The 24246-nt window shown below is 73.1% G+C and carries 25 protein-coding genes; 10 read left to right on the top strand and 15 right to left on the bottom strand.

Annotated features, from left to right (window positions below; translation table 11 throughout):
- Window positions 1-96 precede the first annotated feature (96 nt).
- Together BLQ67_RS13760 and BLQ67_RS13755 are read right to left on the bottom strand one after the other, a co-directional pair.
- The gene (locus BLQ67_RS13760; RefSeq protein WP_092505965.1) at window positions 97-810 is read right to left on the bottom strand and encodes an esterase/lipase family protein; all 714 of its coding nucleotides are present in this window, start codon (window positions 808-810) and stop codon (window positions 97-99) included.
- The gene (locus tag BLQ67_RS13755; RefSeq protein WP_092505963.1) at window positions 810-1619 is read right to left on the bottom strand and encodes an alpha/beta fold hydrolase; all 810 of its coding nucleotides are present in this window, start codon (window positions 1617-1619) and stop codon (window positions 810-812) included. The genes BLQ67_RS13760 and BLQ67_RS13755 overlap by 1 nt, the downstream gene beginning before the upstream one ends.
- A 69-nt stretch (window positions 1620-1688) precedes the next feature.
- On the opposite strand from BLQ67_RS13755, the gene BLQ67_RS13750 reads away from it, so the two are divergent.
- Entirely contained in the window at window positions 1689-3179 is a 1491-nt protein-coding gene (locus BLQ67_RS13750; protein ID WP_092505961.1) for an aminopeptidase P family protein, read from the top strand.
- 7 nt (window positions 3180-3186) lie between these two features.
- On the opposite strand, the gene BLQ67_RS13745 is transcribed toward BLQ67_RS13750, so the two are convergent.
- Window positions 3187-3831, bottom strand: coding sequence for a LysE/ArgO family amino acid transporter (locus BLQ67_RS13745; RefSeq protein WP_092505959.1), 645 nt, complete (start codon window positions 3829-3831; stop codon window positions 3187-3189).
- 84 nt (window positions 3832-3915) lie between these two features.
- On the opposite strand from BLQ67_RS13745, the gene BLQ67_RS13740 reads away from it, so the two are divergent.
- On the top strand, window positions 3916-4839 hold the full coding sequence (locus BLQ67_RS13740; protein ID WP_092505957.1) for a LysR family transcriptional regulator ArgP: 924 nt from the start codon (window positions 3916-3918) through the stop codon (window positions 4837-4839).
- Here BLQ67_RS13740 and BLQ67_RS13735 read toward each other — a convergent pair.
- Window positions 4784-5323, bottom strand: a complete 540-nt coding sequence (locus BLQ67_RS13735; protein ID WP_092505955.1) for a general stress protein — start codon at window positions 5321-5323, stop codon at window positions 4784-4786. The two genes, BLQ67_RS13740 and BLQ67_RS13735, sit on opposite strands and share 56 nt — an antisense overlap.
- A gap of 76 nt (window positions 5324-5399) precedes the next feature.
- On the opposite strand from BLQ67_RS13735, the gene BLQ67_RS13730 reads away from it, so the two are divergent.
- From BLQ67_RS13730 to BLQ67_RS13720, 3 genes are read left to right on the top strand one after another with little or no spacing between them, the layout of a single operon-like run.
- Window positions 5400-6632 carry a magnesium transporter MgtE N-terminal domain-containing protein gene (locus BLQ67_RS13730; protein WP_231945062.1) on the top strand — a complete coding sequence of 411 codons (1233 nt, stop codon included), beginning with the start codon at window positions 5400-5402 and terminating at the stop codon, window positions 6630-6632.
- Window positions 6625-7197 (top strand): DUF1003 domain-containing protein, encoded by a 573-nt coding sequence (locus BLQ67_RS13725; protein ID WP_407922473.1) that lies wholly within the window; start codon window positions 6625-6627, stop codon window positions 7195-7197. The genes BLQ67_RS13730 and BLQ67_RS13725 overlap by 8 nt, the downstream gene beginning before the upstream one ends.
- Window positions 7194-8276, top strand: coding sequence for an Mrp/NBP35 family ATP-binding protein (locus BLQ67_RS13720; RefSeq protein ID WP_231945061.1), 1083 nt, complete (start codon window positions 7194-7196; stop codon window positions 8274-8276). Before BLQ67_RS13725 ends, BLQ67_RS13720 begins: the two co-directional genes overlap by 4 nt.
- Before the next feature lie 14 nt (window positions 8277-8290).
- Here the strand turns inward: BLQ67_RS13720 and BLQ67_RS13715 are convergent, their stop codons facing one another.
- The 3 genes from BLQ67_RS13715 to BLQ67_RS13705 form a co-directional block, all read right to left on the bottom strand.
- Window positions 8291-9709, bottom strand: a complete 1419-nt coding sequence (locus BLQ67_RS13715; protein ID WP_092505953.1) for a pyridoxal phosphate-dependent decarboxylase family protein — start codon at window positions 9707-9709, stop codon at window positions 8291-8293.
- Window positions 9706-11061, bottom strand: a complete 1356-nt coding sequence (locus tag BLQ67_RS13710) for an MFS transporter (protein ID WP_092505951.1) — start codon at window positions 11059-11061, stop codon at window positions 9706-9708. The genes BLQ67_RS13715 and BLQ67_RS13710 overlap by 4 nt, the downstream gene beginning before the upstream one ends.
- Window positions 11062-11144: 83 nt before the next feature.
- On the bottom strand, window positions 11145-11528 hold the full coding sequence (locus BLQ67_RS13705) for a Sec-independent protein translocase family protein (RefSeq protein ID WP_092505949.1): 384 nt from the start codon (window positions 11526-11528) through the stop codon (window positions 11145-11147).
- Between the two features lie 111 nt (window positions 11529-11639).
- Between BLQ67_RS13705 and BLQ67_RS13700 the strand changes: the two genes are divergently transcribed.
- Entirely contained in the window at window positions 11640-12272 is a 633-nt protein-coding gene (locus BLQ67_RS13700) for an O-methyltransferase (protein WP_231945060.1), read from the top strand.
- Between the two features lie 75 nt (window positions 12273-12347).
- Here the strand turns inward: BLQ67_RS13700 and BLQ67_RS13695 are convergent, their stop codons facing one another.
- The 3 genes from BLQ67_RS13695 to dapE all read right to left on the bottom strand — a co-directional run bounded on the left by BLQ67_RS13695 (window position 12348) and on the right by dapE (window position 14900).
- Window positions 12348-12521 carry a DUF3117 domain-containing protein gene (locus BLQ67_RS13695; RefSeq protein ID WP_092505945.1) on the bottom strand — a complete coding sequence of 58 codons (174 nt, stop codon included), beginning with the start codon at window positions 12519-12521 and terminating at the stop codon, window positions 12348-12350.
- Between the two features lie 127 nt (window positions 12522-12648).
- Window positions 12649-13812 carry a hypothetical protein gene (locus BLQ67_RS13690; protein ID WP_092505944.1) on the bottom strand — a complete coding sequence of 388 codons (1164 nt, stop codon included), beginning with the start codon at window positions 13810-13812 and terminating at the stop codon, window positions 12649-12651.
- The gene (gene dapE / locus BLQ67_RS13685) at window positions 13812-14900 is read right to left on the bottom strand and encodes a succinyl-diaminopimelate desuccinylase (RefSeq protein WP_092505942.1); all 1089 of its coding nucleotides are present in this window, start codon (window positions 14898-14900) and stop codon (window positions 13812-13814) included. Before dapE ends, BLQ67_RS13690 begins: the two co-directional genes overlap by 1 nt.
- Window positions 14901-14924: 24 nt before the next feature.
- Here dapE and BLQ67_RS13680 point away from each other — a divergent pair, with 24 nt between their 5' ends.
- The 3 genes from BLQ67_RS13680 to BLQ67_RS13670 all read left to right on the top strand — a co-directional run bounded on the left by BLQ67_RS13680 (window position 14925) and on the right by BLQ67_RS13670 (window position 18259).
- Window positions 14925-15863 (top strand): DapH/DapD/GlmU-related protein, encoded by a 939-nt coding sequence (locus tag BLQ67_RS13680; protein ID WP_092505940.1) that lies wholly within the window; start codon window positions 14925-14927, stop codon window positions 15861-15863.
- A 75-nt stretch (window positions 15864-15938) separates the two neighbouring features.
- Window positions 15939-16700 (top strand): ABC transporter ATP-binding protein, encoded by a 762-nt coding sequence (locus BLQ67_RS13675; RefSeq protein ID WP_092505938.1) that lies wholly within the window; start codon window positions 15939-15941, stop codon window positions 16698-16700.
- Window positions 16682-18259: a hypothetical protein gene (locus tag BLQ67_RS13670; protein WP_092505936.1), complete on the top strand. Its 1578-nt coding sequence runs from the start codon at window positions 16682-16684 to the stop codon at window positions 18257-18259. The genes BLQ67_RS13675 and BLQ67_RS13670 overlap by 19 nt, the downstream gene beginning before the upstream one ends.
- Before the next feature lie 24 nt (window positions 18260-18283).
- On the opposite strand, the gene BLQ67_RS13665 is transcribed toward BLQ67_RS13670, so the two are convergent.
- Window positions 18284-19234, bottom strand: a complete 951-nt coding sequence (locus BLQ67_RS13665) for a hypothetical protein (RefSeq protein WP_331711975.1) — start codon at window positions 19232-19234, stop codon at window positions 18284-18286.
- Window positions 19235-19297: 63 nt separating this feature from the next.
- Here BLQ67_RS13665 and BLQ67_RS13660 point away from each other — a divergent pair, with 63 nt between their 5' ends.
- The gene (locus tag BLQ67_RS13660) at window positions 19298-19963 is read left to right on the top strand and encodes a Type 1 glutamine amidotransferase-like domain-containing protein (RefSeq protein WP_092505934.1); all 666 of its coding nucleotides are present in this window, start codon (window positions 19298-19300) and stop codon (window positions 19961-19963) included.
- Window positions 19964-19975: 12 nt separating this feature from the next.
- Here BLQ67_RS13660 and BLQ67_RS13655 read toward each other — a convergent pair whose 3' ends face one another.
- From BLQ67_RS13655 to fdxA, 4 genes are read right to left on the bottom strand one after another with little or no spacing between them, the layout of a single operon-like run.
- The gene (locus BLQ67_RS13655; protein ID WP_092505932.1) at window positions 19976-21424 is read right to left on the bottom strand and encodes an NCS2 family permease; all 1449 of its coding nucleotides are present in this window, start codon (window positions 21422-21424) and stop codon (window positions 19976-19978) included.
- A gap of 47 nt (window positions 21425-21471) precedes the next feature.
- A complete protein-coding gene (locus BLQ67_RS13650) occupies window positions 21472-22758 on the bottom strand; it encodes a citrate synthase (RefSeq protein ID WP_092505930.1) in 1287 nt (428 codons plus the stop codon).
- A gap of 24 nt (window positions 22759-22782) precedes the next feature.
- Window positions 22783-23874 carry a succinyldiaminopimelate transaminase gene (dapC, locus tag BLQ67_RS13645; protein ID WP_092506955.1) on the bottom strand — a complete coding sequence of 364 codons (1092 nt, stop codon included), beginning with the start codon at window positions 23872-23874 and terminating at the stop codon, window positions 22783-22785.
- 23 nt (window positions 23875-23897) lie between these two features.
- Entirely contained in the window at window positions 23898-24215 is a 318-nt protein-coding gene (gene fdxA, locus BLQ67_RS13640; RefSeq protein ID WP_092505928.1) for a ferredoxin, read from the bottom strand.
- Between the last annotated feature and the right edge of the window lie 31 nt (window positions 24216-24246).

The raw sequence follows: 24246 nt of genomic DNA, 5'->3' as shown, positions 1-24246 counted from the left end.
TGCGTTTTGCAGGCGATCACGGGGGTCGGAGGGGTATCTTCCCTCCGCCACCCCTGATCGCCTGCACAACGCAGATGCCCGGATGACCGCGGCGCGTCAGCGGGCGCGCAGGCGCGCGATCGCCGCGAGCACCTCGTCGAACGTCTCGCGCGACTCGAGGCTCGAGAAGTGGCCGGCGGCGCGCAGCCGCACGACCTCCGAGCCCGCGAGCGGCGCGTGCGACGGCACGTGCGGATCCCACGACGGCACGAGCTCGACGATGCTCGCGTTCGCCGCCGTCTCGGCCGCGAGCGCCACGAGCGCCGGCGAGCCGTCGCGCAGCTCGGTCAGCGACCGCCACCACGGCACCAGCCGCGCTCTCGCCGTGCCCTCGAACGGCGTCGCCACCGCGACGAGACCCAGGAGCCGCACACCGGCGGGCGTCGTGCCCGCGATCGCGTCGCGCGCCCAGTCGACGAGCACGTGCTTGCCCGTGAGCCCGCCCTTCGAGTGGGCGACGAGCACGACGTCACCGCGCAGGTCGTCGATCGCCGCGCGCACGAGCGGCACGGCGTCCACGAACGGTGCGAGGTTCCACCCGAGCGCGGGCACGGCGCGCACGCCGAGGCCGCGCGCCGCGAGTCGGCGTGCGAGCGGCTCGAGGTAGCGCCACGGCTCCCACACGCCCGGCAGCAGCACGACCGTCACGCCGCCGTCGGGCGCTGGGACGTCGAGCGGCGTCGTCCGGCGCACGAACGCGCGAGCCTGACCGCGCGTCGCATCCACGTAGTCGCGCGCCCACGTCGCCGCGCGACCGAGCACGCGGCGCATCAGTCCTCCGACCGAGCGGCGACGAACTCGGCGATCATGTCGGCGACGGGCTCGGCACCGGTGATCATCGCCTCATGTCCCTTGCCCTTCGCCTCGCGGAAGGTGGCGTCGGGGATGAGGCCCGCGATCTCGCGCACCCAGCGGCGCGGGCAGACGACGTCGCGCGACCCACGGATCACGAGCGTCGGACGCTGGATGCGCGGCGCGATCGTCTCGAGCCGGTGCGCGAGCATCATGTCGAACTGCTTGAGGAACCAGCGCGGCCCGGCCTGCGCGTACATCCTGAGGCCCACGAGCCCGACGATCGGCGGATCGTTCACGAGGTCGAGCAGGAGGCGCGCCGACTGCGTGCGCTTGCTGCGCCGCTTGCGGTCGACGGTCGGGGCGATGAGCACGAGCGCGTCGACGAGCTCGGGATGCTGCGCCGTGAGCTCGCTCACGACCTGCGTGCCCATGGAGTGCCCGACCGCGACGACCGGGGCCAGGCGAAGGTCGCGGATGACGCCGCCCACGATGGCGCCGCACTCCTCCATGCTCGCCGCCTTCGTGGGCTCCGGCGACTCGCCGAACCCGGGCAGGTCGACCGCGACGACGTCGAACGTCTTCGCGAGCTCCGCGCGCAGCAGCCCGAAGTACTGCTGCCCCATGCCGATGCCGTGCACGAGCACGACCGTGCGCTCGTGGCCGGCGTGCCACGTCCAGGCGACCACGACGTCCTCGCCGAAGCGGTGCTCGCTGCGGACGCCGCCGTCGCGACCGCGGTTCTCGACGCGCCACGAGCGTCGTCCGAGTCGCGTGCCGTCTGCCACCGTTCGATCCTAGGTCGGCGAGGAACGCTCACCCTGCACGGCGGCGCGCGCGGTGGGAGGATGGATGCCATGAGCGAGACGCAGACGACCGCAGCCGAGACCACCGCGGAGCCGCAGGCGAGCGAGCGCAACGCCGGCCGGTCGACGACGCCGCTGTCGAGCCGCTTCGTCGAGCACGTGCAGCAGGGCTGGGCCGACCGCGAGGAGGTGCTGCCCGAGCCGCGCGCCGCCGCCGCCGAGGCCGCCGCCCGTCGCGCCGCCCTGTCGGCGAAGCACGCGGGGGCGCGCATCGTCGTGCCTGCCGGCCCGCGCAAGCAGCGCTCGAACGACACCGACTACCCGTACCGCGCCGCCCCCGACTTCGCGATCCTCACCGGTTGGGGTGCCGACGCCGAGCCCGACTCCGTGCTGGTGCTCGAGCCGACCGCCGATGGCCACGATGCGACGCTCTACTTCCGCCAGCCCGCGGGCCGCGACACGACCGAGTTCTTCGCGAACGCCGAGATCGGCGAGTTCTGGATCGGCGCCCGCCCCTCGCTCGCGCACGTCGCCGCCGACCTCGGCCTCGCGACGAAGGACCTCGCCGACGTCGAGGCCGTGCTCGCCGACGCCTCGGTGCCCGTGCTCGTGACGAGCGAGGGCGACCCCGCGATCGTCGACCGCCTCGGCGACCACGCCAACGCCTCCGCAGACGGCGACGACGTCGTCGGCCGCGACCTCGCCGAGCTGCGCCTCGTGAAGAGCGCGTGGGAGATCGCCGAGGTGCAGCGCGCCGTCGACGCCACGAAGGCCGGGTTCGACGACGTCATCCGCGACCTCGACGCCGCCCGCGCCCACGCGCGCGGCGAGCGCGTCGTCGAGGGCACGTTCCACCGCCGCGCTCGCATCGACGGCAACGCCGTGGGCTACGACACGATCGCGGCGTCGGGCGCGCACGCGTGCATCCTGCACTGGACGCGCAACGACGGCGTCGTGCGCGACGGCGACCTCATCCTGCTCGACGCCGGCGTCGAGGTCGACAGCCTCTACACGGCCGACATCACGCGCACGCTCCCGATCTCGGGCACGTTCAGCCCCATCCAGCGCAAGGTCTACGAGGCCGTGCTCGAGGCCGCCGACGCCGCGTTCGCCGTCGCGCGCCCCGGCATCGTGTTCAAGGAGATCCACGCCGCCGCCATGGAGGTCATCGCGCGCCGCACGGCCGAGTGGGGCCTGCTACCGATGAGCGCCGAGGAGTCGCTCGAGCCCGAGAACCAGCTGCACCGCCGGTGGATGGTGCACGGCACGAGCCACCACCTCGGCCTCGACGTGCACGACTGCGCCCAGGCGCGTCGCGACTTCTACCACGACGGCATCGTGGAGGAGGGGATGGTCTTCACGATCGAGCCCGGCCTCTACTTCCAGCCCGACGACCTCACGGTGCCCGAGGAGCTGCGCGGCATCGGCGTGCGCATCGAGGACGACGTCGTCGTGACCGCCGACGGCGTGCGCAACCTCTCGGGCGGCATCCCCCGCACCGTCGACGAGGTCGAGGCGTGGATGGCGTCGCTGCGCGCGTAGCCCGGGGCTACAGCGCCACGAGCGCGACCGCGATGACGAGCATGACGACGGCGATGCCGCCGTCGAGGATGCGCCACGCGCGCTCGGTGCGCATGATCGGCGCGAGGAACCTCGCGCCGTACCCGAAGCCGACGAACCAGATGGCGGAGGCCAGCAGGCCGCCGACGAGGAACGACCAGCGCGCGTCGCCGTGCGTCGCGGCGATCGACCCCATGACGAGGGTCGTCTCGATGAGCGCGTGCGGGTTGAGCCACGTGAGCGCGAGGATCGTGAGCACGGCCGTGCGCCGCGAGGTGCGCTGCCGCACGGCGACGCCGCCCTCGCCCGCTGCCGTCTCGTCGGGCGCCGCGACGAGCGACCCGCCACCGCGCCACGCGCGTCGCGCGCACACGAAGGCGTAGCCGACGAGGAAGATCGCGCCCGCCCACCGCGCCACGCCGTCGAGCCACGGCACGTGCGTCACGAGCACGCCCACGCCGGCGACGCCGGCCGTCTGCAGCACGATCTCGCTCGCGATGCACGCGATGACGATCGCGCCGACGTGCTCGCGACGGATGCCCTGGCGCAGCACGTAGGAGTTCTGCGCCCCGATCGAGGTGATGAGGCCGAGGCAGATGGCGAGTCCGGCGAGGAAGGCGGCGAAGGAGAGCACGCGTCGACGCTACGGCCAGGCGACCTGCAGCACCAGCGCACGTTCCTGCATGACCTGAAGCATCGCTTCAGGTAGCGTCGAGGCATGGAGCTGCCTCGCGACCTGCTGCGCACCCTCGTCGCCGCCGTCGACGCGGGCACGCTCGACGGCGCCGCCCAGGCGCTCGCCCTCACCCCCTCGGCCGTGAGCCAGCGCATCCGCGCCCTCGAGCGGCAGCTCGGCCGCGTGCTGCTCACCCGAACGCGCCCCGTGCGGCCCACGCCCGACGGCACGGTGCTGCTGCGGCTCGGCAGGCAGCTCGCGCTGCTCGAGCACGAGGCGCTCACCGAGCTCGGCGCCGAGCAGGGCACCGCGACCATGCGCCTCGGCGTCAATGCCGACTCCCTCGCGAGCTGGTTCCTGCCCGCCGTCGCCGCCGTCGCCCGCGACCACGACGTCGTCGTCGAGCTGCACCGCGAGGACCAGGAGCGCACGGCGGCCCTGCTCGAGTCGGGCACGGTCATGGGCGCCGTCACGGCGCAGCGCGAGCCCGTGCCCGGCTGCGTCTCCTCCCCCATCGGCGGCATGCGCTACGTCGCCGCCGCGAGCCCCGCGTTCGCCGCGCGCTGGCTGCCCGACGGCGGCACCGCCGACGAGCTCGCCCGCGCGCCCTACGTCGACTTCGACGACTCCGACGTGCTGCAGGCACGGCACCTCGCCGCGCGCGGCGTCACGGGGACGCCGCCGCGCCACCTCGTCTCGGCATCCGCCGAGTTCGGCCACGCGATCGAGCTGGGCCTCGGCTGGGGCATGCTGCTGCCGTCGCAGCTCGAGACGGGCGCGTTCGTCGCGCTCGACGGCGACCCCATCGACGTGCCGCTGCACTGGCAGCGGTGGAACCTGTCGTCGACGCTGCTCGACGCCATCACGGACGCCGTCGTCGCGGCCGCCAAGGAGGCGACCGACATCGTCGCTACGCCTGCGGCGACTCCGGCGCGGGCACGACCGGCGCCTCCGCGGGGGTCGTGACCGGCGCGGCGGCCGCGCGCTGCCCGATGACGTGCATCGTCTTGCCCGCGATCGTCTGCGGCGCGACGATGTCGTAGCGCGTCGCCATGACCTGCTGCACGCTCGAGAACTCGCGGCGCTTGCGCGTCATCGCGTGCGTCACGATGGCGAGGATGATGCCCATCGCGGCACCCAGCAGCGGCAGGATGAACGCCGACTGCAGCGACTCCGGCATGAGCAGGTAGATCGCGAGGCCGAAGAACACGCCGAACATGAGGCCGCGCAGCATGCCGTTGAACGCGACCTTGCCCCACGTCAGGCGGCCCATGACGCGCTCGACGAGCTTGAGGTCGTTGCCGACGATCGCGAGCCCGCGGATCTCCGCCTCGGCCTCCGACACCTTGTTCACCGCAGCCTGCGCCTCGGCGTAGGTGGCGAACGACGCGACGACCACGCCGTCGGGCAGACGCTGCTCGCCGCGGTCGGAGGGCTGGAGGATGCTCACGTCTCCATGGTCCCACGTCGACGCTCGCCCGCGTGGGGCGTTCGCGACCCGCGAAGCCCACAGGTAGCGTTGCACCGTGAGCAGCAAGGCGTTCGTCGCACGGCTCGTGGGCTGCCCCGTCTTCGACCCCCAGGGCGACAAGGTGGGCAGGGTCCGCGACGTCGTCATGGTGCCGCGCGAGACCGCGGCGCCGCGCATCGTCGGCTTCGTCGTCGAGGTCACCGGCAAGCGCCGCGTGTTCCTGTCGATCGGCCGCGTCATGTCGATCGGCGGCGGCCAGCTCATCACGACGGGCCTCATCAACCTGCGCCGGTTCGAGCAGCGCGGCGGCGAGCAGCTCGTGCTCGCCCAGGTGCTCGGTCGCGGCGTCACGCTGCGCGACGGCACCGAGGCGCGCCTCGAGGACCTCTCGATCGTCGAGCAGGCGCCCGGCGAGTGGCTCGTCGACCAGGTCTTCCTGCGCAAGCCCCGCACGTCGCCGTTCGGCAAGGGCCCCACGACGCTCGCGCGCTGGATGGACGTCGTGCACGACCACGCGGGCGAGCAGGAGTCCGACCACATCCTCGCCCAGCTGCAGGACCTCAACGCCGCCGACGCCGCGACGGCGCTGCTCGACCTGCCGTCGCAGCGCATGCTCGAGGTCGCCGAGGACCTGCCCGACGAGCGCCTCGCCGACGTGCTCGAGGAGATGAGCGAGGACGACCAGGTCGCGATCCTCGACGCCCTCGGCGACGACCGCGCCGCCGACGTGCTCGACCAGATGCAGCCCGACGACGCCGCCGACCTCATCGCGCAGCTGCCCGCCGAGCGCGGCGAGGCGCTGCTCGAGCTCATGGAGCCCGAGGAGGCCGAGGACGTGCGCATGCTGCTCGCGTACGGCCAGGACACCGCGGGCGGACTCATGACGACCGAGCCCGTGATCCTCGCGTCCGACGCGACGGTCGCCGAGGCCCTCGCGACCATCCGCAAGCACGAGATCGCGCCGGCGCTCGCCGCCGCCGTCTTCGTCACGCTGCCGCCGTACGAGCCGCCGACCGGCGCGTTCCTCGGCGTCGTGCACTTCCAGCGGCTGCTGCGCTACCCGCCGAACGAGCGTCTCGGCACGCTGCTCGACCCGGCGATCGAGCCCGTGCGGGTCGACGAGTCGGCCGCGGCGCTCACGCGCACGATGGCGACCTACAACCTCGTGTCCGTGCCCGTCGTCGACGACGCGTCGCGGCTCGTGGGCGTCGTGACCGTCGACGACGTGCTCGACCACATCCTCCCCGACGACTGGCGTCGCGACGACGACGAGGTACGCCGTGGCTGACCGCAGGGACGAGCGCGACGAGCGCCAGGACCGCCTCGCGACGCCGAAGGGCGCCGGCCGTGGGCTGCTGGGGCGACGCCGCGGCAAGCGCGAGTCGAAGGACCGCTTCGGCGGCTTCAGCGAGGCCATGGCGCGCGGCATGGGCACGCCGTGGTTCCTCGTGGGCATGACGGTCTTCGTCGTGTTCTGGCTCGGCTTCAACTCCATCGCGCCGCACGACGCGCAGTTCGACCCGCAGGACCAGGGATTCCCGCTGCTCACGCTCGCGCTCTCGCTGCAGGCGTCCTATGCGGCCCCCATGATCCTGCTCGCGCAGAACCGGCAGGACGACCGCGACCGCGTGCAGATCGAGCAGGACCGCGTGCGCGCCGAGCGCAACCTCAACGACACCGAGTACCTCGCCCGCGAGGTCGTCGCGCTGCGCCTCGCCATCAAGGACATGGCGACGAAGGACTTCATCCGCGCCGAGCTCAAGAGCCTGCTCGACGACATGGAGGACCAGCGCAAGGCCGAGGCGCAGGCGGCGGCCGGCGAGCCCGACGCCGCGTCCGAGCCGAGGCCGTGAGCACCGACGCGATCCGCGGGGCGCTCGCGCGCGTCGTCGACCCCGAGATCCGCAGGCCCATCACCGAGCTCGACATGGTCGGCGACGTCACGCTCGTCGACGGCGCAGCCCACGTCGACCTGCGACTCACGATCGTCGGATGCCCCGCCGCCGACCGCATCGAGGCCGACGTGCGCGCCGCGACGCTCTCGGTGGCCGGCGTCGACGCCGTCGACGTGGCCGTGGGCGTCATGACGCCCTCGGAGCGGCAGGCGCTCGTCGAGCGGCTGCGGGGCAAGCGCACGATGGCGTTCGGGCCCGACTCGCTCACGCGCATCCTCGCGATCACGAGCGGCAAGGGCGGCGTCGGCAAGTCGACGCTCACGGCCAACCTCGCCGTCGCGCTCGCGCAGTCGGGCCTGCGCGTCGGGCTCGTCGACGCCGACGTGCACGGCTACTCGATCCCCGGCATCCTCGGCGTCGACGACGTGCCGACGCGCGTCGGCGACCTCATGATGCCGCCGTCGAAGCATGGCGTGCACGTCGTGTCGATCGGCATGCTCGTCGAGGGCAACCGCGCCGTGTCGTGGCGCGGGCCCATGCTGCACCGCACGCTGCAGCAGTTCCTCACCGACGTGTGGTGGGGCGACCTCGACGTGCTGCTCATCGACATGCCGCCCGGCACGGGCGACGTCGCGATCTCGCTCGGCCAGCTGCTCCCCCACGCCGAGGTCGTCGTCGTGACGACGCCGCAGCGCGCGGCGGCCGACGTCGCCGAGCGCTCGGCGGAGGTCGCGCGGCAGACGGGGCAGCGGGTCGTGGGCGTCGTCGAGAACATGGCGGGGCTCGTGCAGCCCGACGGCTCGGTGCTCGAGCTCTTCGGCTCGGGCGGCGGCGCTGAGGCTGCCGCGCGCCTCGACGTCGACCTGCTCGCGAGCGTTCCGCTGTCGATGGCGCTGCGCGAGGACGGCGACGCCGGCAGCCCCGTCGTCGTCACGCATCCCGACGATCCGGCGGCGCAGGCGATCGCGGCGCTCGCGCAGCGGCTGCGCGGCGGCCGCGGGCTCGCGGGCCGCGCGCTGCCGTTCTCGACGCCCTAGTCGCCGAGCCGGCGTCAGTCGCCGAGCTCGCGCGCGAGCAGCTCCACGAGCAGGCGGTGGATGACGCTGCGAGGCGTGGCCTCGATGATCGCGATGAGCTCGGCGCGCTCGGCGCCGAGGTCCTCGGCACCGACCTGCGCGAGGATCGCGCCCGCCGTCGCCGAGTCGAGCGGCACGCCGTCGAGCGCCTGCAGCGGCGCCGCGGCCTCGCCCGTGGCCTTCGGCACGCCGCGCACCTCCTCCGACGCCTCGACGAGCGCCTCGAGCAACGCGTCGAGGTGCTGGCCGAGCGCGGGCGTCACCGTGAGGTGCAGCGTCGACGGCAGGTCGGGCTGGCCCTGCTGCCGCAGGCCGGGCTGCGCCTGGGCGAGGAAGCCGCGTGCGATGAGCGCGTCGCCGAGGCGCAGCGGGTCGACGAGCGAGTCGGATGCGTCGTCGGTCGCGATCGCGAGGGCGACGCCCACGGGGTCGCCGACGACGCGCAGGCCGTCGATGCCCTCGACGGTCGCGCGGATGGCGTCGGAGATGCGCCTGCACTGCGACTGCAGCTCGCCGAAGCCGACGGTGCCGAGCGACTGCAGCACGGCCCACGCGGCGACGAGGCCTGCGGCCTGGCGCGAGCCGAGCAGCGTCGAGGTGGCGACGGGGTAGCCGGGCCAGTCGGCGTCGGCGAACATCATGCCGCGCTGCCGGTCGGGGCCGCGCTGCAGCAGCACCGACGCGCCCTTGGGGCCGTAGCCGTACTTGTGCAGGTCGGCCGAGATCGACGTGACGCCGGGCACCGCGAGGTCCCACGCGGGCACGTCCGGCAGGAACGGCAGCACCATGCCGCCGAAGCACGCATCGACGTGCACGTCGATGCCGCGCTCGGCGCACGCGGCGGCGATCTCGGCGATGGGGTCGACGACGCCGTGCGGGTAGCTGGGGGCCGACACGACGGCCAGCGCGACGTCGTCGCCGAGGGCTGCGACGAACGCATCCACGTCGGCACGCCCGTCGGGCGTCACGGGCACGACCTCGAGGTCCATGCCCAGCAGGTGCGCGGCCTTCGCGAACGCGGGGTGACGCGTCGAGGGCGCCACGATGCGGCGCTTGCCGGGGTTCGCCTCGCGGGCGGCGAGCACGGCGAGGATGACCGACTCCGTGCCGCCCGACGTGCAGGTGGCCACGACGTCTTCGCCACCGTGCAGCAGCTGCTTCATCGTCGCGCCGATCTCGCGCTCGACGACGGCGAGCGAGCCGTACACGAACGGGTCGAGGCCGTTGAGGTGCAGCACCTCGAGCGCCGACTCCTCGACGAGACGGTGCAGCTCGGGCACGCCCGGGTCGTAGACGTACGACAGCACGCGACCACCCTTCGTGGGGGCGTCGCGGTCGGCGCGCAGCGAGCGCAGCCGCGCGAGCACCTCGTCGGGCTGGATGGCGAAGGTCATGCCTGGGTCTCCTGCTGGGGTGCGACGTCGGCGTCGACGACGGCGCGCGTGAGGCGGTAGCCGCGCAGCGGCGCGAGCGACACGAGCACGACGAGGGCGGGCAGCACGCTGAACGCGACGGCGATGCCGACGAGGACGCCCTCGGGCTGCTCGGCGCCGCCGCGGCTCGCGACGTAGCCGGTCGCGGCGAGCACGAGCGACAGCACGAGGCCGCCGAGCGCGAAGCCCGTCGTCTCCATGGCGGTCCACACGCCGCCGATGACGCCCGAGCGGTCGATGCCCGTGCGCTTGCGGTCGTGCGCCATCGCATCCGGCAGCATCGCCATCGGCAGCGACTGCATGCCGGCGTAGCCGAGGCCCGCGAGCGCGACGGGCGCGTAGACCCAGCCGTCGGGCACGAGCAGCGCGGGCACGAGCAGCACGCCGCCGACGATGAAGACGATCGACGAGAGCTGGAACGCGAAGCGCTTCGACGTGCGCGCCGACAGCCACTGCCAGCCGGGCGCCGCGACGATCGCGGGCGCGATGAGCGCGACGAACAGGAACGTGATGGCGTCCTCGTCGCGCAGGATGTACGTCGCGACGTACTGGCCGCCGGCGAGCATGAGGCCCGTCGCGAGGGCCTGCAGGAAGAACGGCACGACGAGCGCGCGCAGGCTCGGACCGTGCGCGAGCACATCCCACGTCTCGCGATAGATCGAGGCGATCGAGCGACGCTGCGCGGCGTAGGGCGCGTGGCGCGGCGCGCTCGGCACGGCGACGAGGCAGCCGATCGCGAGCAGGATCGCGCACACGATGCCCATGAGCAGGTAGCCGACGTGGGCGTCGTCGACGATGCCGCGCAGCGCGGGGCCGCCGCCGCCGAACGCGAGGATCGCGATCGTGAGCACGATGACGCGGGCCGTCAGCAGGCGCGTGCGCTCGTCGTAGTCGTGCGAGATCGCGGCGGGCAGCGCCATGTACGGCACCTGGAAGACGCTGAACGCCGTCGCGGCGCCGAGGTACGCGATGCCGACCCAGAGCACGGATGCGATGGGCGGCAGGTCGGCGGGCACGGCGAACATGAGCACGAACAGCACGGGCAGGGCGATGCCGCCCACGAGCATCCAGCGGCGGCGCGAGCCGGTGCGGGCGTCGTCGTCGTCGGAGAGCGCGCCGATGACGGGGTCGGCGACGACGTCCCACACGCGCACGACGCCGATGACGAGGCCGGCCCAGAGCGCGGCGATGCCGAGCGTGTCGGTCATGAAGTAGAGCAGCACGAGTCCGGGAAGCGTGCTGAAGCCTCCCGTGCCGAGCGCTCCCGTGGAGTAGCGCACGACCGTGGAGGAGGGGATCCGGTCCTGCGGCATGCAGGTGACTCTACGGCAAAAGTTGAGACATCGTCACGACATTGCGTCGCTGGGGGCAACCCGTGTTGCGAGCGCGCCGCGCGTCAGGTCGCCTCGACGTCGTACGGGGCGCCGTCCGGCAGCGGATCGCGCGGCGTCGTGCGCCGGCGCGCACGCCCCGCCGCCGCCGTCGCGGCGACGGTGCTCGCGGCTGCCGCAGCCTTGGGCGCGTCGTCCATGAGCGCCTCGCGCACGATGCGCCGCGGGTCGTACTGGCGCGGGTCGAGCTTGCGCCAGTCGACGTCGTCGAACTCCGGCCCCATCTCCTCGCGCATGCGATCCTTCGCGCCGTTCGCGAGGTCGCGGATGCCGCGCACGAGCCCTGCGAGCCGCTCGGCGGCCGCCGGCAGGCGCTCGGGGCCGAGGATGATCGCCGCGATGACGCCGATGACGATGAGCTTGTCGAGGGTCAACCCGAGGAACGTCACGACCCTCTCCTCTCGACGGGGATTCCAGCGTACCTGCGCACGCAGGGTGCGCGGCGCGGCGCGACGCCGGGCGTCATGCGCGCGGCTAGCCTCGGAGCCGGAGAGGCCCACGTGGAGACTGCACTGACGTCGAAGTACATCGACGAGCTCGCGATCGAGGATGCGATCGTCGCCGGCGCACGCGACGCGGCCGACGAGCTCGGCGTGACGACCGTCGCCCCGTCGGTCGGCGCGCTGCTCGCGCTCACGACCGCGACGCTCGGCGCCTCCGCGATCCTCGAGATCGGCACCGGCACGGGCGTCAGCGGCCTCTGGCTGCTCAAGGGCGCCCCCGCCGCGACGCTCACGTCGATCGACACCGAGCTCGACCACCACCAGCACGCTCGCGCCGCATTCACGCGCGCGGGGTACGCGCAGGCGAAGGTGCGCCTCATCACCGGCTCGGCGAACGAGATCCTGCCGCGCATGAACGAGGGCAGCTACGACGTCGTGCTCGTCGACGCCGACCCCGCCGACCGCATCGAGCACGTCGAGCACGCGCTGCGCCTCGTGCGCGTCGGCGGCACCGTGCTCGTCGCCCACGCCCTGCTCGGCGGCCGCGTCGCCGACCCCGCGCAGCGCGGCGACGTCGTCGCCGACGCCCGCGCGCTGCTCAAGGAGCTCAGCGCATCCGACGCCGTCGCGATCGCCGTGAGCCCCGCGAGCGACGGCCTGCTGCACGTCACGCGCCTGCCCGAGCCGTAGGCATCCGCGGCGCGACCGCGCCCAGCGACGACGAAGGGCGGGCCCGCAGGCCCGCCCTTCCTCACGTTCGACGCATCACGCCGAGACGACGACCTCGCTCAGCGCAGCGTGCAGCTCCGCCGCCTCGGCATCGTTCACGGACACGACGAGGCGACCGCCGCCTTCGAGGGGGACGCGCACGACGATGAGCCGTCCCTCCCTCACTGCCTCCAGCGGACCGTCACCAGTGCGAGGCTTCATCGCAGCCATCAGGGGTTCCCCTCTCGTTCCCAAGACCTCCAGTATCCCATGTCCTTGGGAGCGGACCCTGGGTTCGCAACATGATCGTCACGGAATCGATGGCGGACCGTGACCAGCGAGGCCTCCACGGGGGTGCCTACGGGATCGTCCAGTCGACGCCCATGAGCCACCAGCACGCCCAGAGCCACGCGACCTGGCCCGCGACGCCGAGCGCGAGCACCAGCGGACGCCACCACCGGCCGGGCAGCACCGCGACGACCGTGGCGAGCGCGAAGGCCGGCAGCAGGATGCGGAACGTCGACGACTGCGGGAACCACACCGCGAGCAGGTACAGCAGGTACGCGATCGTCCACGCCCACGCCTCGACCCCCATCGCCTCCCGGCTCGTGCGCCGCGCCAGCACCCAGACGAGGCCGCCGACGAGGAGCACGAGCAACCCGACACCCACGCCGCCGAGCCACCACTGCGCACCCGCGACCCAGCCCGTGCCCGGCACGAGCTGCATCGCGCCGACGTACGGGGCGCGCCAGCCGAGCTCCGTGGCGACGTACGCGCCCGGCTCCCCCGTGCGGAGCGCCGCGTACGCCGGCCACGCGAGCCCCCACGCGAGCGCCCACGCCGCGAGGGCGACGAGGATGCGCAGGTCGCGCGCCGGCCACGCCGGCCGCTCGCGCCACCACGCCCACGCGGCGACGATGCCGAGCGCGAGCGCGAACGCGAGGCCCGACGGCCGCGTGAGCGCCATGAGCGGCACGAGCGCCGCGAGCATCCCCCACCGCCGATGCCGCAGGGCGAGCAGCGCGCCGGCGAGCAGCGCGAGGTGCAGCGACTCGGCGTAGCCGACCTGCAGCAGCGGCGACACGGGCCCGAGCAGCACGAGCGCCAGGGCGAACGCCGCGTGCTGCGGGATCGTCTCGCGCAGCAGTCGGTACGCGAGCACCGCGAACGCCGCCGACGCCGCCCACGCGATGACGAGCGCCGCCACCTGCCAGTCGACGCCCACGCGCACGAGCGCACGGATGAGCATCGGGTACACGGGCATGAACGCCCACGCGTTGTCGTCGATCGCGCCCGACGCGTCGCGCGGCAGCACGTCGGGGTAGCCGTGCGTCGCGACGTGCTCGTACCAGCGCGCATCCCACATCGTCGAGAAGTCGACGAACGACGGCGACGCGCCCGTGTAGACGTTCGCGGGCTGCGCTGCGGCGAAGGCGACGAGCAGCGCCGTCGACACGACGCGGCTCGCCGCCCAGATCGCGAGCGCGTGCCCCCACCACGGGAGCCGCGCCCAGAGGCGCATCAGGCCGTGGTGCCCGTGAGCCACGCCCGCAGGCCGCGCTCGACGTCGACGATCTGCTGCAGCTCGACGCGCTCGTCGTCGGCGTGCGCCTTGAGCGGGTCGCCGGGGCCGTAGTTCACGGCGGGGATGCCGAGGCTCCAGAAGCGCGCGACGTCGGTCCAGCCGTACTTGGGGCGCGGCTCGACGCCCACGGCCTCCACGAACTCCTTCGCGAGCGCCGCGTCGAGGCCCGGGCGGGCGCCCTCCGCCGAGTCGAGCACCTCGACGTCGAAGCCCTCGAAGAGCTCGGTGACGTGCTCGACGGCCTCCGCGACCGTGCGCGACGGCGCGAAGCGGTAGTTCACGTGGACGCGGCACTCGTCGGGGATGACGTTGCCGGCGACGCCACCGACGATGCCCACGGCGTTGAGGCCCTCGCGGTAGACGAGGCCGTCGACGTCGACCTCGCGCGCCCGGTAGTCCTGCAGCACCTGCAGCACCTGCGCGGCGTCGTGGATGGCGTTGTGACCCACCCACGAGCGCGCCGAGTGCGCGCGCACGCCGCGCGTGCGCACCTCGAAGCGCAGGTTGCCGTTGCAGCCGCCCTCGATGTGGCCGTTCGACGGCTCGCCGAGGATCGCGAAGTCGCCCTGCATGAGGTCGGGACGCTCGGCCGCGAGGCGGCGCAGGCCGTTCTGGTCCTCGCCCACCTCCTCGTGGTCGTACCAGATCCACGTCACGTCGAGCGTGGGCTCGGCGAGCTGCACCGCGAGCAGCAGCTGCACGGCGACGCCCGACTTCATGTCGACGGCGCCGCGGCCCCACAGGTAGTCGACGGCGCCGAGCGTCTCGAAGCGCGACGGCACGTTGTCGTTGATCGGCACGGTGTCGATGTGGCCGGCGATGACGACGCGGCGGTCGCGACCGAGGTCGGTGCGGGCGACGACCGTGTCGCCCACGCGCGTGACGTGCAGATGCGGCACGTCGCGCATCGCCGCCTCGATCGCGTCGGCGAGCGGGCCCTCGTCGTCGGAGACCGAGGGGATGTCGAGCAGCTGCCGTGTGAGATCCACGGCGGATGCGGAGAGGTCGAGCGTCAGGGCAGCCATGGCTCCCAGCCTAGGCTGGAGGGCATGACCCGCCTCGCCCACGGCCATGCCCTCGCGACGTTCGCAGGCGACCAGCTGCTCGACGCCTGGTTCCCCGCACCCGCCCTCGGAGCGGCCCCGGAGGGCGACGCCCGCTGGCTCGCCGCACGCTCGCTCGACGAGCACGCCGGCCCCGTCGCCGCGCTCGGCGTCGAGCGCCGCGTCGTGACGACCGAGATCGACCTCGACGCCACCCCGGTCGACGCGCTCGACGTGCACCTGCGCCTCCACCTGCTGAGCCACCGCCTCGTGCAGCCGAACACGATCGTGCTCGACGGCGTCTTCGGCCTGCTGCCGGTCGTCGCGTGGACGACGCACGGCCCCACGACGCCCGAGCACGCCCGCGCGAACGTGCCGGCGCTGCGCGCCGCGGGCGTGCAGGTGCAGCTCGTCGACCGCTTCCCCCGCATGACCGACTACGTGCTGCCCGAGGGCGTGCGCATCGGCGACGCGTCGCGCGTGCGCCTCGGCGCTCACCTCGCACCGGGCACCGTCGTGATGCACGAGGGCTTCGTGAACTACAACGCCGGCACGCTCGGCACCTCGATGGTCGAGGGCCGCATCTCGCAGGGCGTCGTCGTGGGCGACGGCTCCGACGTGGGCGGCGGCGCATCCATCATGGGCACGCTCTCGGGCGGCGGCACCGAGCGGGTGACGATCGGCGAGCGCGTGCTGCTCGGCGCGAACGCGGGCGTCGGCATCTCGATCGGCGACGACTCGATCGTCGAGGCCGGCCTCTACGTCACGGCGGGCACGAAGGTCACGGTGCTGGGCACGGGCCCGGATGGCGCCGACGAGCAGGTGAAGGCGGCGAAGCTCTCGGGCGTGCCCGGCCTGCTCTTCCGCCGCAACTCGGTCACGGGCGCCGTCGAGGTGCTCCCCCGCACCGGCGCGGGCGTCGCGCTCAACGCGGCGCTGCACTAGGGCGGTCGCCTCCGTCGCTCGGCATCCCCCTGGCGACGGATGACGCGTCCAGGGTGTCGCTGGTGGGATGGATGCATGACCGATCCCGTGCTGTCCCTGCGATCCCTGCACAAGCGATTCGGGCCGAAGGTGGCCGTCGGCGGGCTGTCGCTCGACGTGCCCGCCGGCTCGATGCTCGGCCTCCTCGGCCCCAACGGCGCCGGCAAGACGACGACGCTGTCGATGGCGACGGGGCTGCTGCGACCCGACGGCGGCACGGCGCACGTGCTCGGCGTCGACGTGTGGCGCGATCCCGCCGCGGCGAAGGCGCGCATGGGCGTGCTGCCCGACGGCGTGCGCATGTTCGACCGCCTCACCGGCGCCGAGCTGCTGCGCTACACGGGGCTGCTGCGCGGCATGGCCGAGGCCGACGTGACCGCCCGCGCCGGCGAGCTGCTCGCCGCCCTCGGCCTCGACGAGGCCGGCTCGACGCTCGTCGTCGACTACTCGGCGGGCATGCGCAAGAAGATCGGCCTCGCCTGCGCGCTCATCCACGCACCGCGCCTCCTCGTGCTCGACGAGCCGTTCGAGGCCGTCGACCCCGTGTCGGGCGAGGCGATCCGCTCGATCCTGCGCGGCTTCGTCGGCTCGGGCGGCACCGTCGTGCTGTCGAGCCACGTCATGGAGCTCGTCGAGTCGCTCTGCGACCGCGTCGCGATCGTCGCCGAGGGCCGCATCCTCGCCGACGGCACCCTCGACGAGGTGCGCGCGGGCGAGTCCCTGCAGCAGCGCTTCCTGCAGCTCGTCGGCGTGCACGAGCTCGGAGAGGGGACGCTCTCGTGGCTGCGCTCCTCGTAGGCCTGCGCCTCAAGCAGCTCGGGCGGTCGCTGACGCGCAGCCCGTGGCACATCGTGGGGCTCGTCTTCGGCGCGCTCGGCGCCCTGTGGATGCTCGGGCTCGTCGCCGTCGGCGCCGTCGGGCTGCGACTCGCGCCCGAGGGCGTCGCGCCGCTCGTGCTCGTGCTCGTCACGAGCGTCGCCGTCGTCGGCTGGGCCGTCGGGGCGCTGCTGTCGAGCACCGACGAGTCGCTCGCCCCCGAGCGCTTCGCCCTGCTGCCCGTGCGCGCGCGGCAGCTGCTGCCGGGGCTCGCCCTCGCGCAGCTGCTCGGCATCGGCGGGGTCGCCACCGCCATCGCGCTCGCGCTGCTGCTCATCGCGTGGAGCGCCTCCGTGCCCGCGCTCGTCGCCGCGATCGTCATGCTGCCCGTCGCGCTGCTCACGTGCATGCTCGGCGCCCGCGTGCTGTCGGGCGTGCTCGCCCGCACGCTCGCGTCGCGCCGCACGCGCGACGTCGCGACCGTCGTGCTCATGGTGCTGCTCATCTCGTCGGGTCTGCTGCTCAGCGTCGTCGCACGCGCCATCGCCGAGTCGGCGTCGGTGCAGGCGCTGCTCGAGCAGGCGGCCGGCGTGCTCGCGTGGACGCCGCTCGGCGCCACGGCAGGCGTGCCAGCCGCCATCGCGACGGGCGACTGGCTCGCGGCCGGCATCCGCCTCGTCATCGCGCTCGGCACCGTCGCGCTGCTGTGGTGGGCGTGGGGCGCGCAGCTCGCCGCTCGCCTCGTGGAGCCCGTGCAGGCCTCCGGCGGCGGCCGCGTGCGGTCTGGCGGCATCGTCGACCGCCTCGTGCCCGCCACGCCCACCGGCGCCGTCGCGGCGCGCAGCATCCGCCTCTTCCGCCGCGACCCCCGGCACCTGCTCAACGCGATCGCGACGCTCGTGCTGCCGCTCATCCTCGTCGGCACGCAGGTCGCCTCCGGCGTGCTCGTGCCCGAGCTCGCGGCGTTCCTGCCGCTCATCATGGCGCTCATCGTGGGCCAGATCGCCCAGCTGGCGCTCGCCTACGACAAGGATGCGCTGGCCCTGCACGTGCTCACGGGCGTCCCCGGGCGCGCCGACCGCGCCGGCCGGCTGCTCGCGATGGCCATCGTGCTGGGGCCGTCGATCGTGCTCGCGAGCGTGCTCGTGTCGGGGATCACGGGCCGCTGGGATCTGCTGCCCGCGAGCCTCGGCGCATCCGTCTCGACGTCGCTCGTCGCTGCGGGCGTCGGCATCGCCGTCGGCGCGTTCCTGCCAGGCAGGGCGCCCGCACCCGAGCAGGGGCCGTTCGGCCGTGGCTCGTCGGGCGGCGCCCAGTCGTTCGCCGCGATGGGCATCATGCTGCCGGTCATCGCCGTGGCGGGTGCGCCGGCGACGGTGCTCGCCGTGCTCGGCGTCGTGTGGATGCCGTGGCTCGGCTGGCTCGCGCTGCCCGCCGGCCTCGCGATCGGCGGCGTCGCCGTGTGGCTCGGCATCCGCATCGGCGGCGACCGGCTCGATCGGGCGTGGCCCGAGGTGCTCGCGGCGGTGTCGAGCGACTGAGGCTGCGCGCCGAGCGCGCTCGGGTCAGCCCTCGTCGGCCCAGCGCAGCACGCGCAGGGCACGCAGCGTGGTCCACCGGCTCGGCTCGCCGACGGGCGCGTCGAGTCGCAACGTCTCGGCGCCCGGGTCGTCGTACTCGGCGAGCCAGCGCCCATCCGCCTGCCGCTTCGCGCGGACGGCCTCGACCGCCTCGCGCATGCGCGGCTCGGGGGCGACGCCCGCGAGGCGCAGGTGGTCGAGCGCGCGCAGCACGTCGTAGCGGAATCGCGGCGGGAACGGGAAGCGCAGGTACCGCTCGTCGACGATCTCGCCAGAGCGCAGGCCGCGCATGAGGGAGCGCTCGAGCAGGAACTCCACGCCCCTCGCGCGCATGTCGGCCGACGAGACGCCCGTGCGCTGCTCGTGCTCGAGCAGCCCCTCGAGCACCGAGAGCGTGCTCGCGAACGACGATCGCGACGAGCCCTCGTCCTCGAGGCGGAAGCAGTTCCAGCCGCCATCGGGCTGCTGATCCTCGACGCAGTAGGCGACGATCGCCGACACGTCGGCGCCGAACCGCGCACCCGCGCGGATCGTGCGGCCGTTGATGCACGAGTCGACCTCGCCATCCCAGAACGGGCCGTCGTGGTACTCCCAGCGCCCGTTGGCAGCGATGAGCGCGACGGTCTCGGCCATGATGGGCGCGTCCGCGGGCATGCCGACGTCGCACAGCGACTCGAGCACCCACGACGTCGCCGTCCACGCCTGGGGCGTGCCGTCGTCCCACGACCAGCCCTTCGGCGCCCACGCACCGCCTGCCCACAGGCCGTCGTCGCCGCGCGCCGCGAGCAGCGCAGCACCGACGCCCTCGTGCTCGACCCGCGCGCGCTCGGCGGCGACCTCGTCGGCCGGGGCGTCGAGCAGGTCCTGCAGCACCTGCCATCGCACGCCAGGGTCGCCCTCGAGCAGCCAGTCGGTCACGCGCGCATCCATGTCCATGCCCGAAGGGTACGACGCCCCACCGACGCGCTCGGCGACGGGGGTGCGCGGTAGCGTCCGGGCATGCGCTTCCTCCTCACCTCCTCCGGCGTCACGAACGCCAGCATCCGATCCGCGCTCGAGCGGCTGCTCCCCCGGCCCATCGCCGAGTGCTCGGCACTCGTCATCCCCACCGCCGGGCACTGGTTCGACGCGAGCATCGCCTCGAACCTGCTCACGGATGCGCGCGGCGGGCAGATGACGACGCTCGGCTGGCGCTCGATCGGCGTGCTCGAGCTCACGGCGCTGCCGACGATCCCCGAGGACGCGTGGCTGCCACGGCTGCGCGAGACCGACGTGCTGCTCGTGGGCGGCGGCGACCCGACCTACCTCGCGGGCTGGATGCGCCGCTCCGGCTTCGTCGACGCGCTGCCGACCCTGGGCGACGACCTCGTGTACGTCGGCCTCTCGGCGGGCAGCCAGGCGGTGGGCGCGAGCCTCGGCCTGTCGTACAACGACCGCGACCTCGACCCGACGGGGCCGGAGGCACCGCTGGGTCTCGTCGACCTGGCGCCGTACCCGCACCTCGAGGATCCCGACATGGACGACACCCGCATCGACGCCATCCGCGCGTGGGCGAGGGACGTGCCGTGCGACGCGTACGCGATCGACGACGCGACGGCGATCGTCGTCGACGGCGACGCGGTGGAGGTCGTGTCGGAGGGACGCTGGGAGCGCATCCCCGCCTGACGCGGCGCGGCCCTACAGGCCGAGCAGCGCCTCGATGGGACCGCGCACGAAGAACACGACGAAGAGGCCCGCGACGATCCACAGCAGCGGGCTGATGGTCTTCGCGCGACCCGAGACGGCGTGCACGAGCACCCAGGCGATGAAGCCCACGCCGATGCCGTTCGCGATGTTGTAGGTCAGCGGCATCACGACGATCGTGAGGAACGCGGGCAGTGCGACGCGGAAGTCGCTGAAGTCGATCTCGCGGATCTGGCTCATCATGAGCGCGCCCACGATCACGAGCGTCGCCGCGGCGACCTCGAGCGGCACGACCTGCGTCAGCGGCGTGAGGAACATCGCCGCGAGGAACAGCACGCCCGTCACGACCGACGCGAGGCCCGTGCGGGCGCCCTCGCCGATGCCCGCGGCGGAGTCGATGAAGACCGTGTTCGACGAGGCGCTCGCGCCACCGCCGGCGACGGCGCCGACGCCCTCGACGATGAGCGCGCGCTTGAGGCCCGGGAACGTGCCGTCGGGCGCGGCGATGCCCGCCTGCTTGGCGAGGCCCGTCATCGAGCCCATGGCGTCGAAGAAGTTGAGGAAGAACAACGTGAAGACGAGCATCGACGCCGCGACCGGCCCGATGCGCGCGAACGCGCCGAACGGATCCACCTGGCCCACGAGCGACAGGTCGGGCAGGGCGAGCAGCGTCGTCGGCAGCACCGGCTCGTTGAGGTTCCACGCGTTCGGGTCCTGGCCGAGCGACGGCCCGACCTGGAAGATCGCCTCGAGCACGATCGCGACCGCCGTCGTCGCGACGATGCCGATGAGCAGCGCGCCGCGCACCTTGCGCGCGACGAGGATGCCCATGAGCACGACGCCGAGCAGGAACATGCCCGTCGGCAACGACACGATCGAGCCGCCCTCACCGAGCTGCAGCGGCGGCGACGGGTTGCCCGTCGCACGAACGAAGCCCGAGTCGACGAAGCCGATGAACGCGATGAAGAGGCCGACGCCCACCGCGATGGCGCTCTTGAGCTCCGCCGGGATCGCGTCGAAGATGCGACGCCGCAGCCCCGTGACGCTCAGCACGACGATGAGGACGCCGTTGATGACGACGAGGCCCATGGCCTCGGGCCACGTCAGCTCGCCGACGAGCGTGAACGCCAGGAACGAGTTGATGCCGAGGCCGGCCGCGAGGCCGAACGGCACGTTCGCGACGACGCCCATCGCGATCGTCATGAGCCCGCCGATCAACGCGGTCACGGCCGCGACCTGACCGTTGGGCAGCCAGCCGCCCTCGACGTCGACCGCCGCCTGATCGATGGAGAAGCCGCCGATGATGAGCGGGTTCAGCACGATGATGTACGCCATCGCGAAGAACGTCACGAGGCCGCCGCGGACCTCCTGCGGGATCGTCGACCCGCGCTCGCGGATCTTGAAGTACCCGTCGAGCCTGCCAGCGATCGCGGTGCGCGCCATGGTGTCTCTCCTCGGAACGGACCGCGTCGCTGCGGCAGATGTGGTGGCTAGATGTGGCGCTCGCCCGGGCCCACGTAGAGCTGCTGCGGGCGGCCGATCTTCGTCTGCGGGTCGTCGATCATCTCGCGCCAGTGCGCGATCCAGCCCGGCAGGCGACCGATCGCGAACAGCACCGTGAACATCCGCTCGGGGAAGCCCATCGCCTTGTAGATGACGCCCGTGTAGAAGTCGACGTTCGGGTAGAGCTTGCGCTCGATGAAGTAGTCGTCGTTCAGGGCGACCTGCTCGAGCTCCTTCGCGATGTCGAGCAGCGGATCGGAGACGCCGAGCGCCTCGAGCACCTCGTCGGCCGACGACTTCACGAGCTTCGCGCGCGGGTCGTAGTTCTTGTACACCCGGTGGCCGAAGCCCATGAGGCGCACGCCCTGCTCCTTGCGCTTCACACGCTCGACGAAGCGCTGCACGCCCTCGCCCGACTCCTGGATCGAGCGGAGCATCGTCAGCACGGCCTCGTTGGCGCCGCCGTGCAGCGGGCCCGAGAGCGCGTGGATGCCGGCCGACACCGATGCGAACAGGTTCGCCTCGGTCGAGCCCACGAGCCGCACGGTCGAGGTCGACGCGTTCTGCTCGTGGTCGGCGTGCAGGATGAGCAGGCGCTCGAGCGCCTTCACCATCACGGGGTTGAGCTCGTACTCCTCGGCCATGAGGCCGAAGTTCAGCTTGAGGTAGTTCTCGACGAACGACAGCGAGTTGTCGGGGTAGAGGAACGCCTGGCCGATGGACTTCTTGTGCGCGTACGCCGCGATGACCGGCAGCTTCGCGAGCAGACGGATCGTCTGCAGCTCGACGCGCCGCGGGTCGTGCGGGTCGTGGTCGGCCGCGTAGTACGTGGACAGGGCCGAGACCGCGGACGAGAGCGCGCTCATCGGGTGCGCGTCGCGCGGCAGCGAGTCGAAGAACCGTCGCAGGTCCTCGTGCAGCAGCGTGTGGCGGCGGATGCGCGTGTCGAACTCGCCGAGCTCGTCGGCGCTCGGCAGCTCGCCGTAGATCAGCAGGTAGGCGACGTCGAGGAACGACTTCTGCTCCGCCAGCTCCTCGATGGGATAGCCGCGGTAGCGCAGGATGCCTGCGTCGCCGTCGATGTAGGTGATCGCACTCTGCGTCGCCGCCGTGTTCACGAAGCCGTAGTCGAGGGTGGTGTGGCCCGTCTCACGCATCAGCTTCGACACGTCGATGCTCGAACGTCCCTCGGTGGAGGGGAGGATCGGCAGCTCGACAGTGCGACCATCGACCGTCAGGTTCGCCGTCTTGGGCGTCTCGTCAGCATGGGTCACCCTCACACCCTATGGCGTACGCAGTCAGCGTCGAAAACCGGCGAGACGGCGCGCGGCCTCGGCGATGCGCTCGTCGGATGCCGTGAGCGCGACGCGCACGTGGTCGGCGTCGCCGTAGAAGTCGCCGGGGGCCACGAGGATGCCGTGCTCGGCGAGCGCATCGACCTGCGTGCGCGCGTCGCGCCCGTCGGTCGACCACAGGTACAGGCCCGCCTCGCCGCGCACCGTGAAGCCTGCGGCCTCGAGCGCGGGCTTGAGCGTGGCGCGGCGGGCGCGGTAGCGCTCGCGCTGCTCGGCCACGTGCGCGTCGTCGGCGAGGCCGACCGTCATGGCGTGCTGCACGGGCGCCGGCGGGATGAGGCCGATGTGCTTGCGCACCTCGAGCACCTGGCCGACGACCTTCGCGCACCCGGCGACGAACGCGGCGCGGTAGCCGGCGATCGACGACTGCTTCGACATCGAGTGCACGACGAGCAGGTTCGCGCGCGTGTCGCCCGCGACGCGCGGGTCGAGGATCGACGGCACCTCGTCGGCGTCCCACGGCAGCAGCGCGTAGCACTCGTCGCTCGCGACGACGGCGCCGATCTCGCGCGCACGCTCGACGATGCGGCGCAGCGCATCCACGCCTGCGACGTCGCCCGTGGGGTTCGACGGCGAGTTCACCCACACGAGGCGCGTGCCCTCTGGCCAGTCGTCGGGGTCGTCGGCGGGGCACGGCGTCGCGCCCGCGACGCGCGCGCCGATGTCGTACGTCGGGTACGCGACCGTCGGGTGCACGACGACGTCGCCCGGGCCGAGACCCAGCCACAACGGCAGGCCCGCGACGGTCTCCTTCGACCCCACCGTCGGCATGACGTTGGGGTGGCCGAGCCCAGGCACGCCTCGCACGCGTGCGAACCAGTCGACGATCGCGTCGCGCAGCGCCGGCGTGCCCCAGCACGTCGGGTACGTCGGGGCGTTCGTCGCGTCGGCGAGCGCATCCTGGATCACCTGCGGCGTGGCGTCGACGGGCGAGCCGACCGACAGGTCGACGATGCCGCCGGGATGCGCGGAGGCCGTGGCCTTCGCGTCGGCGAGCGAGTCCCAGGGGAAGGCGGGCAGCTGGTCCACGAGGATCCTTCGGTTGGTGCCTGCGCAGATCAGGCTTGGGGCGGCAGCGCCTTGACGACCGCGTGGTCGTCGGCGATCACGCCGACCTTCGCGGCGCCGCCCGGCGACCCGTGCGTCTCGAAGAACTGCACGTTGACGTCGTAGTACTCGGCCCACTCCTCGGGGACGTCGTCCTCGTAGTAGATGGCCTCGACGGGGCACACGGGCTCGCACGCGCCGCAGTCCACGCACTCGTCGGGGTGGATGTACAGCATCCGCTCGCCCTCGTAGATGCAGTCGACGGGGCATTCGTCGACGCACGCGCGGTCCTTCACGTCGACGCATGGGAGCGCGATCACGTAGGTCACGAGGGGGTCCTTCCGACCGATCCAGACTACC

Origin of the sequence: Agrococcus jejuensis (assembly GCF_900099705.1) — a bacterium.
GTDB lineage: Bacteria > Actinomycetota > Actinomycetes > Actinomycetales > Microbacteriaceae > Agrococcus > Agrococcus jejuensis.
This window is presented reverse-complemented; position numbering and strand designations above follow the sequence as displayed.